The 19207-nt window shown below is 58.5% G+C and carries 12 protein-coding genes and 1 pseudogene; 7 read left to right on the forward strand and 6 right to left on the reverse strand.

Annotated features, from left to right (window positions below; all coding sequences use genetic code 11):
* Positions 1 to 10: 10 nt before the first annotated feature.
* The gene (locus LJU29_RS18815; protein ID WP_005755011.1) at positions 11 to 1465 is read left to right on the forward strand and encodes a TrkH family potassium uptake protein; all 1455 of its coding nucleotides are present in this window, start codon (positions 11 to 13) and stop codon (positions 1463 to 1465) included.
* A 183-nt stretch (positions 1466 to 1648) separates the two neighbouring features.
* Here the strand turns inward: LJU29_RS18815 and LJU29_RS18825 are convergent.
* The 5 genes and pseudogenes from LJU29_RS18825 to LJU29_RS18845 all read right to left on the reverse strand — a co-directional run bounded on the left by LJU29_RS18825 (position 1649) and on the right by LJU29_RS18845 (position 6362).
* Positions 1649 to 3197: pseudogene (locus tag LJU29_RS18825) on the reverse strand (DHA2 family efflux MFS transporter permease subunit).
* A gap of 63 nt (positions 3198 to 3260) precedes the next feature.
* The gene (locus LJU29_RS18830; RefSeq protein ID WP_057454708.1) at positions 3261 to 4469 is read right to left on the reverse strand and encodes an HlyD family secretion protein; all 1209 of its coding nucleotides are present in this window, start codon (positions 4467 to 4469) and stop codon (positions 3261 to 3263) included.
* A 76-nt stretch (positions 4470 to 4545) separates the two neighbouring features.
* Complete coding sequence (locus LJU29_RS18835; RefSeq protein ID WP_005755016.1) at positions 4546 to 5034, reverse strand: MarR family winged helix-turn-helix transcriptional regulator; 489 nt, start codon at positions 5032 to 5034, stop codon at positions 4546 to 4548.
* Between the two features lie 149 nt (positions 5035 to 5183).
* Positions 5184 to 5795: a MiaE family protein gene (locus tag LJU29_RS18840; RefSeq protein WP_003368536.1), complete on the reverse strand. Its 612-nt coding sequence runs from the start codon at positions 5793 to 5795 to the stop codon at positions 5184 to 5186.
* Positions 5796 to 5891: 96 nt separating this feature from the next.
* A complete protein-coding gene (locus LJU29_RS18845; RefSeq protein ID WP_002554470.1) occupies positions 5892 to 6362 on the reverse strand; it encodes a DUF1289 domain-containing protein in 471 nt (156 codons plus the stop codon).
* 402 nt (positions 6363 to 6764) lie between these two features.
* Between LJU29_RS18845 and acnB the strand changes: the two genes are divergently transcribed.
* From acnB to LJU29_RS18865, 4 genes are all read left to right on the forward strand, one after another.
* Positions 6765 to 9365 carry a bifunctional aconitate hydratase 2/2-methylisocitrate dehydratase gene (acnB, locus tag LJU29_RS18850; RefSeq protein WP_004665908.1) on the forward strand — a complete coding sequence of 867 codons (2601 nt, stop codon included), beginning with the start codon at positions 6765 to 6767 and terminating at the stop codon, positions 9363 to 9365.
* 278 nt (positions 9366 to 9643) lie between these two features.
* Complete coding sequence (mntP, locus tag LJU29_RS18855) at positions 9644 to 10216, forward strand: manganese efflux pump MntP (RefSeq protein WP_054996902.1); 573 nt, start codon at positions 9644 to 9646, stop codon at positions 10214 to 10216.
* A 299-nt stretch (positions 10217 to 10515) separates the two neighbouring features.
* Positions 10516 to 11679 carry a polymorphic toxin type 44 domain-containing protein gene (locus LJU29_RS18860; RefSeq protein WP_257111048.1) on the forward strand — a complete coding sequence of 388 codons (1164 nt, stop codon included), beginning with the start codon at positions 10516 to 10518 and terminating at the stop codon, positions 11677 to 11679.
* Entirely contained in the window at positions 11660 to 12070 is a 411-nt protein-coding gene (locus tag LJU29_RS18865; protein ID WP_005746744.1) for a hypothetical protein, read from the forward strand. The genes LJU29_RS18860 and LJU29_RS18865 overlap by 20 nt, the downstream gene beginning before the upstream one ends.
* Positions 12071 to 12709: 639 nt before the next feature.
* On the opposite strand, the gene LJU29_RS18875 is transcribed toward LJU29_RS18865, so the two are convergent.
* Complete coding sequence (locus LJU29_RS18875) at positions 12710 to 17569, reverse strand: NAD-glutamate dehydrogenase (protein WP_257111049.1); 4860 nt, start codon at positions 17567 to 17569, stop codon at positions 12710 to 12712.
* 368 nt (positions 17570 to 17937) lie between these two features.
* Between LJU29_RS18875 and LJU29_RS18880 the strand changes: the two genes are divergently transcribed.
* Positions 17938 to 18297 carry a hypothetical protein gene (locus tag LJU29_RS18880; protein ID WP_002554474.1) on the forward strand — a complete coding sequence of 120 codons (360 nt, stop codon included), beginning with the start codon at positions 17938 to 17940 and terminating at the stop codon, positions 18295 to 18297.
* Between the two features lie 46 nt (positions 18298 to 18343).
* Positions 18344 to 19090: an amidohydrolase family protein gene (locus LJU29_RS18885; RefSeq protein ID WP_002554475.1), complete on the forward strand. Its 747-nt coding sequence runs from the start codon at positions 18344 to 18346 to the stop codon at positions 19088 to 19090.
* Positions 19091 to 19207: the final 117 nt, after the last annotated feature.

A 19207-nucleotide genomic window follows, 5' to 3' on the forward strand; every position in this document is an offset into this window, starting at 1 on the left:
AGAGCCTGTCATGTCGTTGCCGACCTTGCGTATCATCGGTTTCATTATCGGCATCTTCCTGATCACCTTGGCTGTCGCCATGATCGTGCCCATGGCCACGCTGGTCATCTACGACCGTTTCGAGGACCTGCGCGAGTTCCTGTGGGCCAGCGCCATTACCTTTATCGCCGGCCTGGCGCTGGTGGTTCCCGGACGCCCCGACAACGTCCAGTTGCGCCCGCGGGACATGTACATGCTGACCGTCTCCAGCTGGATCGTGGTGTGTATCTTCGCCGCCCTGCCCTTTCTGCTGACCCAGCACATCAGTTACACCGATTCGTTCTTTGAAAGCATGTCAGGCATCACCGCCACCGGCTCGACCGTACTAAGCCATCTGGACAGCATGTCACCGGGCATTCTGATCTGGCGTTCGATGCTGCACTGGCTTGGCGGTATCGGCTTTATCGGTATGGCCGTGGCGATTCTGCCGTTGCTGCGCATTGGTGGCATGCGCCTGTTCCAGACCGAATCGTCGGATCGCTCGGAAAAGGTCATGCCCCGCTCGCACATGGTGGCCAAGTTCATTGTGCTGGCTTACGTCGGTTTTACCGCGCTGGGCAGCCTGGCCTTCTGGGCGGCGGGCATGAGCCTGTTCGATGCGATCAACCATGCGATGTCGGCCATTTCCACGGGCGGGTTCTCCACCTCCGACCTGTCGCTGGCCAAGTGGCCGCAGCCTGCGGTGCATTGGGTCGCGATTGTAGTGATGATCCTCGGCAGCCTGCCCTTTACCCTGTATGTCGCGACCCTGCGTGGCAACCGCAAGGCGTTGATCAAGGATGAGCAGGTGCAGGGGCTGATCGGGCTGCTGTTGGTCACCTGGCTGGTAATGACTGTCTGGTACGCCAACACCACCGACCTGCCGTGGACAGAGGCGCTGCGTCATGTGGCCCTTAACGTGACGTCGGTGGTGACAACTACCGGTTTTGCACTCGGTGACTACAGCCTGTGGGGCAACTTCTCGCTGATGCTGTTCTTCTATCTGGGTTTCATCGGCGGCTGTTCGGGCTCGACGGCGGGCGGGGTGAAGATCTTCCGCTTTCAGGTCGCCTATATCCTGCTCAAGACCAACCTTAATCAACTGATTCACCCACGCGCGGTGATGAAGCAGAAATACAACGGCCATCGACTGGACGACGAAATCGTTCGCTCGATTCTGACCTTTTCGTTTTTCTTCACCATCACCATCTGCCTGATCGCATTGATGCTGTCGCTGCTCGGGCTGGACTGGATGACCGCACTGACCGGGGCTGCCAGCACCGTATCCGGCGTAGGGCCGGGGTTGGGCGAGGTGATTGGGCCTGCGGGCAACTTCTCTACCTTGCCCGATGCTGCCAAGTGGATTCTCTCCGGCGGCATGCTGCTCGGCCGCCTGGAGATCATTACCGTGCTGGTGCTGTGTGTGCCGGCGTTCTGGCGGCATTGAGGTCTGGCTGGGCGCAGGAGCGGACCGGGCGACGCTTCGCTTATTCGCGAAGACGGCATTTGATTTATCGTTCCCAAGCTCGGCGTGGTAATGCAGTCGCACTCTGCGTCGTCAGTGCCATCGCGGTTGAAAAGCGCCCTGGGGAGGTTTGGCCAAGGCTCGATTCAGCCAGGCGCATAGCAACTAATGCCCGCCCCCCGCCGCTGGCCCCGCCTTGGCGCCAAACGGCGGTTTGGCCAGCCAGACCAGCAGTATCAGCCCCGCGAATACCCAGCCCAGCAGGTAGAAATAATCCACCGTGGACATCATGTAGGCCTGCGCGTTGAGGGTGCGTTCCAGCTGTGCGTAGGCCTGCGGGCTCGCGCCGCCCAGGCTGTCGAGGGCATGCCGGGTTGTCGGGTCGAAGGTGCTGATGTTTTCACTCAGATAGGCATGATGCTGGTTGGCGCGACGGATCCAGATCCAGGTGGTCAGCGACGCCGCAAAGCTGCCGCCCAGGGTGCGCAGGAAGGTTGCCAGCCCAGAGCCGTCGGCGATCTGATTGGGTGGCAGGTCGGACAACAGAATGCTCAGGGTCGGCATAAAGAACAGCGCCACACCGATGCCCATGAACAACTGCACCATCGCCACGTGCTCGAAGTCCACGTCGGTATTGAAGCCGGCACGCATGAAACAGCTCAGCCCCATCGCCAGAAACGCCAGCCCTGCCAGCAGACGCAAGTCGAACTTGTGCGCGTACTTGCCGACAAAGGGCGACATCAGCACCGGCAGGATGCCAATCGGCGCGACGGCCAGCCCCCGCCCAGGTCGCGGTGTAGCCCATCTGGGTCTGCAACCACTGCGGCAGAATCAGGTTGATGCCGAAGAAGCCTGAATAGCCGCCGATCATGACCAGCGTACCGATACGGAAATTGCGGTAGGCAAACAGCCGCAGGTTAACGATCGGGTGCTTGTCGGTCATTTCCCAGATCACGAAGAAGACCAGCGCGACCAGCGAAATCAGCGAAATCAGCGAACCGAAGATGATGAAGTTCGACTCGAACCAGTCCAGATCATTGCCCTTGTCGAGCACTATCTGCAGCGCGCCGACACCGACAATCAAGGCCAGCAAGCCGATGTAATCCAGCGGTTGATGAGCAGTGCTGACCGGCCTTTTAGCCATCTGCGAACGCACCACCAGCACCGCGAACAAGCCGATGGGGATGTTGATAAAGAAAATCCACGGCCAACTGTAACTGTCAGTGATCCAGCCACCGAGGATCGGCCCGGCGATAGGCGCAACCACCGTCACCATCGCCAGCAATGCCAGCGCCATGCCCCTTTTCGCCGGAGGATATACGGCGATCAGCAATGTCTGGCTCATCGGATACAGAGGACCGGCCACCATGCCCTGCAACGCCCGGAACCCCACCAGTTCCGGCATGGATTGGGAAATGCCACACAAAAACGACGCCATCACGAACAGAATGGTTGCCCACAGAAACAGCTTCACCTCACCAAAGCGGCGACTGAGCCAGCCGGTCAGCGGCAAGGCAATCGCGTTGCTGACTGCGAACGAGGTAATCACCCAGGTGCTCTGCTCGGAGCTGACCCCCAGGTTGCCGGCGATGGTCGGCAACGCCACGTTGGCAATCGTGGTATCGAGCACCTGCATGAAGGTCGCCAGCGACAGACCGATGGTGCACAGCAACAGGCTTGGCGGGGTAAAAGAAGCGGGGGCGTTGTTGCTCATCGCAAATCCCTGAAGACGAGTGCGACACCCCGGCCAAGTGGCCGGGGTTCACGGATTGGCGGTTCAGCGCTGAACGGCAGTCTTGCCACTGGAAGCACTGTTCTCGTGAATCAGACGGGCGATCAACGCATCAGCGTCGGCCAGCTGCGCGGCGTAAACCTGAGTGCTGAAAGCGGCCTGCTTGCGCGGCTGTTGCGCCAGCACCGGACCGCTCTGGTCATGCAGATTGACCTCGACGGTGGTCGACAGACCGATGCGCAACGGATGCTTCGCCAGTTCTTCAGGGTTGATATGTACACGGACCGGCACACGCTGGACGATCTTGATCCAGTTACCCGTCGCGTTCTGTGCCGGCAACAGCGCAAAGGCACTGCCGGTGCCTGCGCCCAGGCTGTCGATGGTGCCGCTGTACTTCACATCGCTGCCATACAGGTCGGAGCTGATCTCCACCGGTTGACCGATGCGCATCTTGCCCAGTTGGGTTTCCTTGAAGTTGGCATCGATCCACAACTGATCCAGCGGGATCACAGCCATGGTCGCGGTGCCCGGCTGGATGCGCTGGCCCAGTTGCACGCTGCGCTTGGCCACATAACCGGTGACCGGCGCTACCAGCGTACTGCGTGCATTGGCCAGAAAGGCCTGACGCAACTGGGAGGCAGCAGCCTTGACGTCGGGATGTGAAGAAACAACCGTGTCATCGACCAGCGCCACGCTGGTGCTCAACTGCTGCTGAATGTTGTTCAACTCACTTTGCGCGCTGGTCAGGCTGTCTCTGGAATGCGACAGCTCTTCCTGGGAAATCGCCCCGCCCGCAGCCAGACTGCGCCGACGGTTGTAGTTCTCCTGAGCGGTCTGCACGGCGGTGCGCTGCGCAGCCAGTTGTGCCTTCATGCCATCGACATTGCTGTACAAACCACGCACCTGACGCACAACCTTACCCAGACTGGCCTCGGCGCTTTGCAGCGAAACTTCGGCATCGCTCGGGTCGAATTTGAGCAACACCTGCCCTTCGTGCACCAGATCCCCGTCGTCGGCACCAATGCTGATAACGGTTCCGGTAACCAACGGGGTGATTTCGACGACATTGCCATTCACGTAGGCGTCGTCGGTCTCTTCGCTCCATTGGCCGTAAAACTCGTACCAGGCCCAGATGGCCAAACCAAGAATCACGACGATGACGGCGAGCCCGATCAGCAGGAACTTGCGCTTGCCGGGCTTCGGCGTTTGCTGCGAGGACGGGGCAGATGTGTTTTCAGTGGCGGCAGTGGCCATGGCAGTTACCTTTTTATCAGCGAAGCGGCGAGACAGGAACGAGCGGCAGGCGCACGCCTGCCGACAGGTCTGCCGCTCAGCTTTTAGCTTTGGGGTTGAAGCTCAGACGAGTCAGGGTGATGTGGTCATCGGCGGCCACCAGTACCTTGGTGAGAATCCTTGTCAGGGTCTCGACCTCATCACTGTCGAGCGCTGCAAAGGTGTCATTCATGGCGTCCGCACCAATCTGCGGCAGCAGGTCCGAGAGCGCCTGACCCTGCTCCGTCAGCGCCAGGCGCACCTGGCGACGATCAGTCGCTGACCGCTGGCGCACGACCAGCCCTTTCTGCTCCAGACGATCGAGCATGCGGGTCATCGAACCGCTGTCCAGCGACAGGTGACGACACAATTCCACAGGGGTGTCGGTCGAGAACTGGGCAATGATGATCAGCACCTTGAACTGCGCGAACGTCACGTCATAAGGCAGCAGGTACTTGTCGAGCATGCGGTCTTTAAGCGCATTGGTACGACCGACCAGCAGCCCGATCAGGCTGGAATCGAAATTGTCGGAGCTGAAATGTTTCAAGAAATCATCCAGATAGCTGCCTAGGCAGTGATTGCAAAATATTACTGCCTAGGCAGCCGTTGTCAAAGCATTTATTAGCTTGCTTACTAAATACCCATAAAAAAACGACCGCTGGCAAGGCGGTCGTTTTTGAAGGTGCGCGCGGGGAATCAGGCGGCGACGGGCACACCACTGTGAAAGCGAAACTCTTCGTCAGGGCTTTCGATCAGCTCACGCTCGGCCAGACGGATTTCCTCGATCTTGGCATCGACATCAGCCTTGTCGCCGTAGCTGTAAGCCAGCTTGAGATAATCCTGAAAATGCCGCGCTTCGGATTTCAGCAGGCCGCCGTAGAATTTGGCCAGTTCTTCGTCCAGGTGAGGCACCAGCGCAGCGAAGCGCTCACAGGAACGGGCCTCGACAATGGCACCGACGATCAGCGCGTCGGTCAGTCGGTAAGGATTGTGATTGCGCACAAGTTTGCGCAGCGCTCCGGCATAACGCGCCGAGCTGATGTTGGCCATAGGAATCTGGCGCTTTCTGATGATGCTGATCACTTGCTCGAAATGGCGCAGCTCTTCCCGAGCCAGACGCGACATCTTGCTCAACAGGTCGAACTTGTCGTTGTACTGAAACATGAACTGAAACGCAGCCCCGGCCGCCTTCTTCTCATTGTTCGCATGGTCGATCAGCAAGATATCCAGGTTGCGCAACGCGGCCTGAACCCAGCTGTCGGGGGTGCGGCAAAGCAGGAAGGCTTCGATTTCGGGGATCGGGTACATAAGCTCACAGAATGACAGAGAGACAAAGCCCGGCATTATACGAGGAGCGACGATGCCTCGCGATACAAATGCATGCAGTGAAGGACGTCTGCCCGATCAGGCCCCGAACGCATCGCGCAGAAAGCCCGGTGCGATGTAACGCTGATAATGCGCCTCGGACAGCAGGAAAAACTCGCGATCGATCGCATCGCGCAATTCCGGCAGCGTCCAGTCACGAAACTCCGGCAGCAGCACAAAGCCGTAGGCCTCAACCTGACTGATGACCCGTGCGCCGCGCGCGATCAACTGGTAGGCCCAGCAATACTCGGACTGGTGCGGCACGAAACGGATCTTGCGCTGGGTGAGCTGCGCGCGCAGCTTGTCGGCATCGAAGACTTCAAGCTTGGCAGTCATCACCTGGACCAGCAATTGTTCCAGACGCAGCCATACCGCTCTTTTTTCATCCTCGTTATAGCCGTTCCAGTGGATGACCTCGTGGTGGAACCGCTTGCAGCCACGGCACACCAGGTCCCCGTAAACAGTGGAGCAAAGGCCGACGCAGGGGGTTTTGATAATGTAATCAGGCATGTCAGGCAGGACTGGGGAAGTCGAAACAGGGGCTCATGTTAGCTCTTTGTCTAAGCAAGTTCACCCCCGAAGATGTAGGGGCTAACTTACCTTTAGCGAAGTTTTGGCGTAGAATCAGCGAGCCTTTTAAGGCGCCAATGTCCGTTGGAAGCTGTTTTCAAAGCGTCACGAGCACAGTCAGGTTAACCCCGCATTGCGGCGTCGACAGGCCATTCCCTCATCAAGAATGGCCGTGTCGACCGTCACTCCCCCCGTTCTGCAGGCGTAAAACTTTGAAAACAGCTTCTGTTAGGAATCGCCTACACCCTGCCAACAAGGCTCAATAAGCCTTGCTTGGGTACGGACGATTTCTGGATGAGCGTCCCGGACACCCATTTGGGACCACTGATGAGGGTTAATACTGTGCTTGAAGCCTACCGTAAACACATCGAAGAGCGTGCCGCCCAGGGCATCGTGCCCCAGCCGCTTAACGCCGAACAAACTGCAGGCCTGGTCGAGCTGCTGAAGAATCCCCCGGCTGGCGAAGAAGCTTTCCTTGTCGATCTGATCACCAACCGCGTTCCGCCAGGCGTTGACGAAGCCGCTTACGTCAAGGCCGGTTTCCTGTCTGCCCTGGCCAAGGGCGAAGCCACTTCCCCCCTGATCGACAAAAAACGTGCAACCGAACTGTTGGGCACCATGCAGGGCGGCTACAACATCGTCACTCTGGTTGAACTGCTCGACGACGCCACCCTCGCGCCGGTCGCCGCCGAACAGCTCAAGCACACCCTGCTGATGTTCGATGCCTTCCACGACGTGGCCGAAAAAGCCAAAAATGGCAACGTTCACGCCAAGGCTGTCCTGCAGTCCTGGGCTGACGGCGAGTGGTTCAAGAAGCGTCCGACGCTGGCCGACAAGATCAGCCTGCGCGTCTTCAAGGTCACCGGCGAAACCAACACCGATGACCTGTCCCCGGCACCTGATGCCTGGTCCCGTCCGGATATCCCGCTGCACGCCCTTGCCATGCTGAAAATGGCCCGTGACGGCATCGTTCCAGACGTTCAGGGCTCTATCGGCCCGATGAAACAGATCGAAGAAATGCGCGGTCAGGGTTTCCCTATTGCCTACGTCGGCGACGTGGTCGGTACCGGTTCCTCGCGTAAATCGGCAACCAACTCGGTACTGTGGTTCTTCGGCGACGACGTTCCTTACGTGCCGAACAAGCGTGCCGGTGGTTTCTGCTTCGGCAGCAAGATTGCCCCGATCTTCTACAACACCATGGAAGATGCTGGCGCCCTGCCAATCGAATTCGATGTCTCGAACATCAACATGGGTGACGTGATCGACGTCTACCCGTACGCCGGCAAGGTGTGCAAGCACGACAGCGACGAAGTCATCACCACCTTCGAAATGAAGACCCCGGTGCTGCTCGACGAAGTTCGCGCAGGCGGCCGTATTCCGCTGATCATCGGCCGCGGCCTGACCAGCAAGGCACGCGCCGAACTGGGCCTGCCTGAGTTCGACCTGTTCAAGACCCCTGACCAGCCAGCCGAAAGCACCAAGGGTTACACCCTGGCGCAGAAGATGGTCGGCAAGGCGTGCGGCGTTGCAGGCGTTCGTCCTGGCACCTACTGCGAGCCAAAGATGACCACCGTCGGTTCCCAGGACACCACTGGCCCGATGACCCGCGACGAGCTGAAAGACCTGGCATGCCTGGGCTTCTCGACCGACCTGGTCATGCAGTCGTTCTGCCACACTGCAGCCTATCCAAAGCCTATCGACGTCAAGACGCACCACACGCTGCCTGACTTCATCATGACCCGCGGCGGCGTTTCCCTGCGTCCGGGCGACGGCATCATCCACAGCTGGCTGAACCGCATGCTGCTGCCGGACACCGTCGGCACCGGTGGCGACTCGCACACCCGCTTCCCGATCGGTATCTCCTTCCCGGCCGGTTCCGGTCTGGTGGCGTTTGCCGCTGCCACCGGCGTCATGCCGCTGGACATGCCTGAGTCGATCCTGGTTCGCTTCAAGGGCAAGATGCAACCCGGCATCACCCTGCGCGACCTGGTTCACGCCATTCCTTACTACGCCATTCAGGCTGGCCTGCTGACCGTAGAGAAGAAAGGCAAGAAGAACGCATTCTCCGGCCGCATCCTGGAAATCGAAGGCCTCGACAACCTGAGCATCGAGCAGGCTTTCGAGCTGTCCGACGCCTCTGCCGAGCGTTCGGCTGCCGGTTGCACCATCAAGCTGGCCAAAGAGCCGATCATTGAATACCTGAATTCGAACATCACCCTGCTGCGCTGGATGATCGAACAGGGTTACGGTGATCCGCGCACCCTGGAGCGTCGTGCTCAGGCGATGGAAGCCTGGGTTGCCAACCCGGAGCTGCTGGAAGCCGACAAGGACGCCGAGTACGCCGAAATCATCGAAATCGATCTGGCCGACGTCAAAGAGCCTGTGCTCTGTGCGCCGAACGACCCGGACGATGCCCGCCTGCTGTCTTCGGTACAAGGCGAGAAGATCGACGAAGTGTTCATCGGCTCCTGCATGACCAACATCGGCCACTTCCGCGCTGCGGGCAAGTTGCTGGATCAGGTCAAGGGCCAGCTGCCAACGCGTCTGTGGCTGTCGCCGCCGACCAAGATGGACGCTCACCAACTGACCGAAGAAGGCTACTACGGCATCTACGGTAAGGCTGGCGCGCGTATGGAAATGCCGGGCTGCTCGCTGTGCATGGGTAACCAGGCGCGCGTGGAACCGAACTCGACTGTAGTGTCGACGTCGACCCGTAACTTCCCGAACCGTCTGGGTGACGGCGCGAACGTCTACCTGGCCTCCGCCGAGCTGGCGTCCGTTGCTTCGATTCTGGGTCGCCTGCCGACCGTCGAAGAGTACATGGGCTACGCCAACCAGATCGACACCATGGCAGCGGACGTGTACCGCTACCTGAGCTTCGATCAGATCGCCGAGTTCCGTGAAGCCGCTGCGAACGCCAACATCCCGGCCGTTCAAGTGTAAGCACGAAAGCAGGCGTTAAAAGAACCCCATCCTCGTGATGGGGTTTTTTTGGTTTGAAGCATCCCCGTACATATATTTTTCACGTTCGGATGGCTATAGTGGCGGCCCTTGTTGGGGAGTAGCCTGCTCTTGACTCCGGTCACTGAGCGTTCGCATCAACATTCTCGGCTGCATGCCGTGGTGCGGACACCTTCTGGTTGGCGAGACCAACGATGCATCCATGCCTAAAGTCGGGCGTGTGGTTGCGTCGTTGACTCATAGCCCGACTGGATATAACCGTGAACCCGATTTCCCTCCTCTTTCTTGCGCTTGCCATGTCCACGGACGCTTTTGCTGCGGCCCTTGGTAAAGGAGCAAGCCTGCACAAACCGCGCTTTATCGAAGCGTTACGTACCGGTCTGATATTCGGTGCCATCGAAACCATCACACCGGTCATCGGCTGGGGCATCGGCCAGGTGGCTGCGCGCTTCGCCGAGAGCTGGGACCACTGGTTAGCCTTCACGCTGTTGCTGGTGCTCGGCCTGCACATGATCTACAACGGCCTCAAGCATGACGACGAAGAAGAGCAGGAAAAACCCGGCTCACACTCCTTCTGGATACTGGCAGTCACCGCATTCGCCACCAGCATCGATGCACTGGCGGTCGGCGTAGGCCTGGCGTTTGTCGACGTCAATATCATGGCCGCAGCGCTGGCTATCGGCCTGGCCACCACCGTGATGGTTACCATAGGCGTGATGCTCGGTCGCGTGCTCGGCACCATGGTCGGCAAGCGCGCTGAAATCGTTGGCGGCATCGTGCTGATCGTGGTTGGCGCAACGATTCTTTATGAGCACTTGTCTGCGGCGGCCTGATTGAGGGCCCGAGACCTATAAATGCAGAATCGAGTAGGAGGCGGGTTCACACCCGCCGTCCTCTCACACCACCCCCCGCCGACCAGCCAGAACCTTTCAGGCACTAAGATTTGTTACCACTACAACGATGTCACCCAGCACAGCCAGAAATATAGATGACATCCCGATCAGACTCTCAAGGCACTACGCGAAAATTAAGACTTCTCCTACAGACCACCTTTCACGTTTCCGATAGCCTCCCATGCGTCAACTAAACGCTGGTTATTGTTTACGGATCAAAGACATAAGGACGGCCTGCAATGATTTTTTCAGCTCGATTGGGTGACAAGCACGCCTGCCCATTGCCGGGTCACGGTACAACGCCAATCACTTCTGCATCCGGTGACGTCAACATCAACGGCATGGGCGCGGCACGTGTGGGTGATACCTGTGGGTGCGGGGCGGTCATCACTTCGGGTTTCCCCTCTATTCAAGTGAATGGCCGTCCTATGGCGCACCTGGGAAGCCCAACCAGTCACGGCGGGACAATCATCACGGGCTCCAATAATGTTGGTGGCGGCTTCGTCATGGGTGACGCGGGTGGCGCGACCATTATTAACTTCATGGCGCTGGGGGCCTTACGACCAGACGGTTCCGTGGACGACGAGAAGATGGCGACCTTGTTGGCTGACCCGAAGCTCACGGAGAAAGCCTTGGCGGCGAACGCTTTGGTAAATCCAAATGCGGCCCGTGAGAAACCTGAAGAGGAAGCTGTACCAAATGATGGACCTGAAGGCTGTACGCATCCGAACATGATGGAAAAGCTGGCGACCTACATCGCAGACGAGATGAACAACAATATCCACCACTCCTCCGTCTTGAAGATGAATAAGCTGCTCAACTATGACGTTGCGGAAGAGACTCGTAAAAAAATGGACTTGCCTTGGTACGCCCAAATAGGGAACACCAGCCCTCAAGCTATCGGCGCTTCAAACGTGGCGGCAGCCATGATCCTTTGGACTGAGCGAGTAGGCCAGGGTCGTGATTGGAACCACAAACCAAAGATCCACGCGAAGTTTGGCAGGTATCGCCATAGGCAAGGCAAGTACGACTACTACTACGATATTTGGTCCAACATTCATTACGGCTATGTGGGCATGGCCGGAGGACTCAGTGAGAGCGTCCTTTTAGACGGCGCGGGTGTCGAGCAGATTGTTTCTGATCAATTACGACGGTGGGGAGAGCAGATATTCGAAGCCAAAGAAGATCAGAGACTCAAAGGACCTCATGCCACTGAGGGCGTAGAAGGGATGCGCGCATGGGATGACGTCCCGGATCGGATTTCTATTAGCATTGGCGTTAAACTCTTCTATGAGAATCCAAACGGAGGCGTCACGGCAAGAATGATCATGGACAAAGTACTCGCTGTCACACCGTCAGAATGGGGAGATGGCGCCAGTGTCCATGTCTGTGAAAAATATTAAGGCCCGGTATCTTATTGGGGCATTCATAGTTATTCCAGCGCTGTTCTGGTACGTGGCGACCCCAGTCGTTCGTGTCCATTATTCTAAAGAAGCTACAGACGAGCTTCGTGTGATTTGGAACACCCAGCACAACATCCATAAAGAAGGAATGCTACCGGGTCAGGGCACATACGATACCGGGCATATTTTCCCCAATGAGAAATTCTTTATGAACTTTGATTGGTGGAATGAAAAGAGTCTGCGGAGGTGTATAGCAATTACGCCAAAATGGGGCGGCGTGATCGACATCTACCTCGATGGCAGAGGCCGCATCGAAACTGCTAAAACTGGCCCTGATGTTATTGCTCGCTTGAAGAGATGTGAGGGTGACGCTGATCCTTTCCGGCCTTAAGGTGCCCAACCAGCCGCCCAAGAATGGGGAACACGTGTTATTGAGCACAAATGCAAAAAAATCAAGGTCCGTTACTTGTTCCTTTTCCTATTGATAGCTCCGCTGGTGGCTTGGTATTTTGCTGCTCCCGGCGTAATTGTCCACTACCCTAAAGAAACCCCGGACGAACTGCGCTTAATTTGGAACACTCACGACCAGATTACACGACAGCGAATGCTACCGGGGGAGGCGACATCGGAGTTTGGTCATGTATTCCCTGATGAGAACTTCTTCATGGTGTTCTTTTGGTGGACCGACAGAGGTTTACGAAAATGCATCGACATCACACCTAAGCGCTGGGCAACGATAGACATCTACCTTGATAGGCTGGTAGGGTCGATATCGAAAAAACATCTCCTAAGGTTATTGCCCAGCTGAAACAATGTGTGGGTGAATCTGACCCCTTTCTGCCCTAAAGAGCCCTGCCAGCAATACAAAAAAGACAATCAGCACGGCCATCATGCAGACCGAGACGACCTCCTTACGGAACACCACATCCAAGCTGGTTGCGCTTAGGCGCAACGCGCCATGCTTGTCGCACCACAAAAAAACCGCATCTCTCGATGCGGTTTTTTCATGGCTCTACCGGTTACAAGCGGATCAGACCGTGAGGCTCTGCCCGCTCATGGCCAGGTCCAGCAGCTCACGGTTGGCAACGGCGTACATGGCGTAATCCGTGCCGCTTGCCGCACGAAGCTCGACCAGCATGGCACGCCAGCGCTCGACCATCAGCGAGTGCTGTTCCAGCCACAGGGCCAGACGCGCATCGATTTCCGAAGGGCCGTCAGCCATTTGCAGGACCGACACGGTGATCGCCCGTTGCTGCCAGTCGACATCGTCACGGAACGCTTCACGCGCCAGGGCCTGCCAGTTGTTTTCCACCGGCAGGCTGCTGATCTGTTGCAAGTACCAGGTGATGTCCAGCGCGCTGCCCACGGCAAAGTACGCCTTGGCCACGTCGGCAGCGTTCTGCCCGGTAACGTCGGAGGCTTCGATGATCGGCAGCAGCGTGTACAGATGCGTCGTACCCGCCACCATACGCGCCAACAGTTCCGGCACGCCGGCTTCGACATAAGCCTGATAACGCGTCTGCCAGATCTCGCGGGTAGGGCCGTCTTCCAGCAACTCGTCAAGCTTGAGGCCCAGTGCAGCGAGGTGCGGACCGAAGTGCGCCACGTCACGACCGGCATCCAGCTCGTTGCGGCGGCTGCGCAGGAACCAGCGCGTCGCACGACGCCCCAGACGCATCAGTTCATCCATCAGCGCCAGCTGGATCTCGGCGGAAACCTTGTAGTCCAGAGCTTCGATCTGACGGAACCAGTGCGGCAGGTGGAAGATGTCGCGCACAATCACGTAAGCACCAGCCACAGCCGCAGCACTCATGCCGGTCGACTCCTTGAGCCGCTGCACGAAGGTAATGCCCATGTGGTTGACCAGATCGTTGGCAATCTGGGTGCTGACGATTTCGCGTTTCAGACGATGACTGCGCATGGCCGTTGAAAATCTGGCACCCAGCGACGGCGGGAATGCAGTTTCCATATCGCGCGCCAGATAATCGTCATCCGGCACTCGGGATTCCAGCAACGCTTCCTTGAGGTCGATCTTGCTGTAGGAGATCAATACCGACAGTTCGGCACGGCTCAAGCCCTGTTTGGCCGCCACCCGCTCGGCGATCTGCTCTTCAGCAGGCAGGAACTCAATGGCGCGGTCGAGCTTGCCACGGGCCTCCAGGTCATTCATCAGACGCTTGTATTCAGCAATCCGCTCGTAAGCACGGCGTGCTGCCAGCGACAGTGCCTGAGTCTGCTTGTAGTTGTTACCCAGCACCAGGTGGCCCACTTCGTCGGTCATGCTTTCGAGCAGCTGGTTGCGCTGCTTCTCGGTCATGTCACCGGCCTGCACCACCTCGTTGAGCAGGATCTTGATGTTCACTTCGTGGTCGGAGCAGTCCACACCACCGGCGTTGTCGATGAAGTCGGTGTTGGTCGCGCCGCCATTGAGGCCGAACTCGACACGGCCCAGCTGGGTCATGCCCAGGTTGCCGCCCTCGCCCACCACCTTGCAGCGCAGCTCGTTGCCATCGACGCGTAGCGCATCGTTGGCCTTGTCGCCCACGTCGGCGTGCGATTCCTCGCTGGACTTCACGTAGGTGCCGATACCGCCGCTCCACAACAGATCGACCGGTGCCTTGAGGAGCGCGTGGAGCAATTCGGTCGGGGTCAGCTTGTCAGCCTTGATGTCGAAGCGCGCCTTCATCTGTTCGGTAATGGCGATGCTCTTGAGACTGCGCGGGAAGATCCCGCCGCCAGCGGACATGATGCTGGTGTCGTAGTCGGTCCAGGACGAGCGCGGCAGATTGAACAGGCGCTGGCGCTCGACAAAGCTGCTGGCCGGGTCCGGATTCGGATCGATGAAAATGTGCAGGTGGTTGAATGCGGCAACCAGTTGCAGCTTGTCGGACATCAGCAAGCCGTTGCCGAACACGTCACCGGCCATGTCGCCGATGCCGATCACACTGATGCTGTCCTGCTGGACATTGATGTCGCGCTCACGGAAGTGACGCTGCACGCCTACCCAAGCGCCCTTGGCGGTGATGCCCATCTTCTTGTGGTCATAACCGGCCGAACCACCGGACGCGAACGCGTCACCCAGCCAGAAGCCGTAGTCGATGGCGATGCCGTTGGCGATGTCGGAAAAGGTAGCGGTGCCCTTGTCGGCTGCGACTACCAGATACGGGTCATCGTCGTCATGACGCACCACATTGACCGGCGGTACCAGCACGCCTTCCTTGAGGTTGTCGGTGATGTCCAGCAGCCCCGAGATGAAGATGCGGTAGCAGGCAATCGCTTCAGCCTGCACCTCATCACGGTTGCCAGTGGTTGGCAGACGGCGCGGCACAAAACCGCCCTTCGCGCCGACCGGCACGATGACCGAGTTCTTCACCTGCTGGGCTTTTACCAGGCCCAGCACTTCGGTACGGAAGTCTTCTTCGCGATCAGACCAGCGCAGGCCGCCACGCGCCACGTTGCCGAAGCGCAGGTGCACGCCTTCGACGCGCGGCGAGTAGACGAAAATTTCAAACTTGGGCACCGGCTTTGGCAATTCGGGGATCAGGCGCGGGTTGAACTTGAAGCTGAAATAGCCCTTGCTCTGCCCGTTGGCATCAGCCTGATAGAAGTTGGTCCGCAGGGTCGCCTTGATAAGGTCCAGATAGCGACGCAGGATGCGGTCTTCGTTGAGCACCTGAACGTCGTCCAGGGCAGTCAGAATCGCCTGTTCCAGACGCAGCTGCTTGTCATCCAGATCGTCGGAACCCAGCTTGCGCGCCAGGTAGAAACGGGTCTTGAACAGACGCGTCAGCTCGCGGGCAATGTCGGTGTGGTTGTTCAGCGTGCTGGCGATGTAGCCCAGATCGAAGCCCAGACGAATCTGCTTCAGATAGCGCGCATAGGCACGCAGCAGCGCCACGTCGCGCCAAGGCAGACCGGCAGTCAGCACCAGACGGTTGAACGCATCGTTTTCGGCGTCGCCGCGCACGATATGCACGAACGCATCCTGCAAGGTGTCATTGAGCTGCTGAATATCTAGGTTCAGACCTTCGCCATAGGTAAAGGCGAAGTCATGAATCCAGAATTCGCGACCATTGGCGTGGTGCAGGCGATACGGGAACTCGCCCAGTACACGCAGACCGAGGTTTTCAAGAATCGGCAACACATCGGACAGTGCCAGCGGTGTGTCGGCGTGATACAGCTTGCAATGCAATTGCTGGCGGCCACCGGCCAGTGGCTGATAGAAGCTCATCACCAGCGGATTGGTTTCGCTCAGGCTCAGCACGTGCTGCATGTCGACCACCGCCGAATGCGCAGCAAAGCGCTCGCGGTAGCCGGCCGGGAAACCTTTCGGGAAATCGGCCAGCACGTTGGTGCCGTGGGCCTCGCCAAAGCTCTCGACCACCAGACTGGCGTAGTCGTCTTTCCACGAGCGGCAGGCCTGAATGACTTCGTTTTCCAACTGGGCAACGTCGATGTCCAGATTGACCTTCGGATCGACCCGCAGGATCAACTGCACACGCGCCAGCACGGATTCAGAGAAGAACGTCCAGAACTCGCAATCGCTGGCTTTCAGGCGATCCATCAATACCTGCTGGATCTTCTGGCGCACTTCGGTGGAGTACACGTCGCGCGGCACATAAGCCAGGCAGTAGCAGAAACGGCCGTATGGGTCCTTGCGCAGGAACACGCGAATCTTGTTGCGCTCCTGAATCTGCACGATGGACATGACCGTAGTGAACAACTCGTCCACCGGCGTCTGGAACAAGTCGTCACGGGGCAGCACTTCGACGACCTGCGCCAACTCCTTACCCAGGTGCGCCTTGGCGTCGAAACCGGAACGGCGCTCGACTTCTGCGACCTTGCGACGGATGTACGGGATCTGCCGTACGCTCTCGCCATACACCGACGAGGTGTACAGGCCCATGAAGCGACATTCCTTGATGACCTTGCCCGAGGCGTCTATCTGCCGGATCGACACGTAATCCGGATAGGCCGGACGGTGTACGCGGCTTGGATGCGCAGCCTTGGCAAACGACAGCAGCACCGGCTCTTGCAGGTATTTCACTGCGTAGTCTTCGATGTGCAGCTCTTCGCGGGTCAGACCGGGGCGTAACAGTCGGGTCAGCCCCAGGAAAGACGACTCGTCATACACCAACTGGCCGCCTTCGGCGTCGTTGCGTACTTCAAACTCTTCATAACCCAGAAAGGTGAAGTGGTTATCCACCAGCCATTGCAGGAAGACCTTGATCTCGGCCTTCTCTTCGACGTCGGTATTGGATTCGTTGGCATCGATACTGGCCAGCAGCTCATGCAGACGCGCTTTCATCGGCCCGAAGTCTTCGACGGCAGCACGCACCTCGCCCAGCACCTGCTCCAGCTCGCGAGCCAGCACATTCAACTCGCTGACGTTGGCGCAGCGGTCGATCTCCAGGTACATCAGCGATTCCTGCAGCACGTCCTCGCCGGTGGTGCCCTTGGGCAGCAGCTCCAACAGTTCGCCAGCAGCGCCGCGACGCACGCTCAGTACGGTGGTCTGCAGGGTGTGGATGCTGTAACCGCGACGGTTCAGCTCGGTACGCACGGAGTCGACCAGAAACGGCAGGTCGTGATGCAGCACTTCAACGGCAGTATGAGTCGACTGCCAGCCGTGGCGCTCGTAATCAGGGTTGTAGACCCGGACCTGCGGGTGAGCGTGTTCGAAACGCTCCAGCAGGCGCCATGCGGACAAGGTGCAGCCTGCCAGGTCGGACAGACGCCGCTGGGTGAGTTCGTCGAGGGAAATGATGCCGAAGAATTGCTCGGCAAACAGCGCCACTTGTGGCAGTGCCTGTTCGCTGATGTGCTGAGCCAGTGCCGCTTGCAGTTGATGCTGGAAGTCGGCCTTGCTGGCTGCGGTGAAGAACGCCATCTGTGGTACTCCGCTTTGGCTTTTATTGGGGAGGCTTGAAGAAGGTGTTGCGACCGGTGTGCCCTTACATTCACTTGCGTAGGCATAACCTGATCGAGTGTAAAGCTAAAGTACTAACGCGCGCTGTGTCAGGGTAGTCACATTTGAATGCGGGAATAAAAAAAGCTGCGCGCATCCGACACCGTACACCACTCGTCTGCCATGCAGCTTAACGAGAGCTGACGGCGTGCTGCTTACGAGGCTGCGACATATTCGGTCATCAGGTCGCGTTAAAATCCGCACGATGGTGCCAAACATCCCCGACAAAATTTACTCGGGACTGGCAAAATCCCCCTCACGCCTCAGTTGCCAAGACCCGGAGCCCCCTCATGCAAATCAAGACCGCCAGCCTCATCGCCAACCCGTGCGACGACGAATACGACGACATGGCGCTGCTTTGCTGCCACGCAGAGAACGGCGTGCTGTTTTCCCTGACCCGCTTCCCGGACGAGAACGAAGTGGAAATCACTGTCAGCGATGAAAAGTCACTTAATGTGTCCAGCCTGAAAGTCAGCTTCAGTGCCGAGCGCCTGTTGGTGGAAATCACCCCGGAGGACGCGAAGCAGCTCGATGGCCACCACCAGTATGAAATTCTCCACGGCACCGACGCAGCCGAGCTGCAGGATGTTCACCACACGCTACAGATCATTCTTGAAAACGTGGGCGAGTACACCAGCACGATCAGTTAACGGGCAAAACCGCTAGAGTGAGTACTTCGCCGTACAGGAGCCCGTCATGAACCGCATTTTCGACGCCCACTGCCATATCATCGACCCGCACTTCCCGCTGATCGCCAATAACGGCTACCTGCCGGACCCGTTCGGCGTCGGAGACTACCTTGCGACGGTCCAGCCGCTGGGCGTTCAGGGCGGCGCGGTGGTGTCCGGGTCCTTTCAGGGCTTTGATCAGGGTTATTTACTTCAGGCGCTGCGCTTGCTGGGGCCGGGCTTCGTCGGTGTCACTCAACTGCCCGCCAGTGTCACCGATACTGAACTGGACACCCTCAATGCCGCAGGCGTGCGCGCCCTGCGTTTCAACCTCAAGCGTGGCGGCTCGGAGCAGCTCGACCAGCTGGAAGCGCTGGCCGTGCGAGTGCATGAACGCGCAGGCTGGCATTCGGAGCTGTACATCGACTCCCGAGAACTGGCAGAAATAGAAACCCGTCTGCTGAAATTGCCAGCGATCAGCATCGATCACCTGGGATTGAGCGCCGAAGGATTGCCCGTGGTGCTGCGACTTGCCGAGCGCGGTGTGCGGGTCAAGGCCTGTGGTTTTGGACGCGTTGACTTCCCGGTGCGCGAAGCACTCAGGGATATCCATGCCGCCAATCCGAATGCGTTGATGTTCGGCACCGACCTGCCCTCCACGCGAGCGCCCCGCCCTTTCCAGCCTGACGATATCGAATTGCTGATCGACGCACTGGGTGAAGGCGGCGCCCGTCAGGCGTTGTGGGATAACGCCGCTGAATTCTATCGGCTCTAACCCTGCCGCATTCGACGGCCTGACCCTGTCGTCCTACACGCCCATACACAGAACATGTAGGGCAATTCCCAGTTAAATGACGTGTGCGTCTCTAAATGCAATAAAAAACGCGGTAGT

It is taken from the genome of Pseudomonas ficuserectae, from assembly GCF_024584585.1.
Classification (GTDB): domain Bacteria; phylum Pseudomonadota; class Gammaproteobacteria; order Pseudomonadales; family Pseudomonadaceae; genus Aquipseudomonas; species Aquipseudomonas amygdali.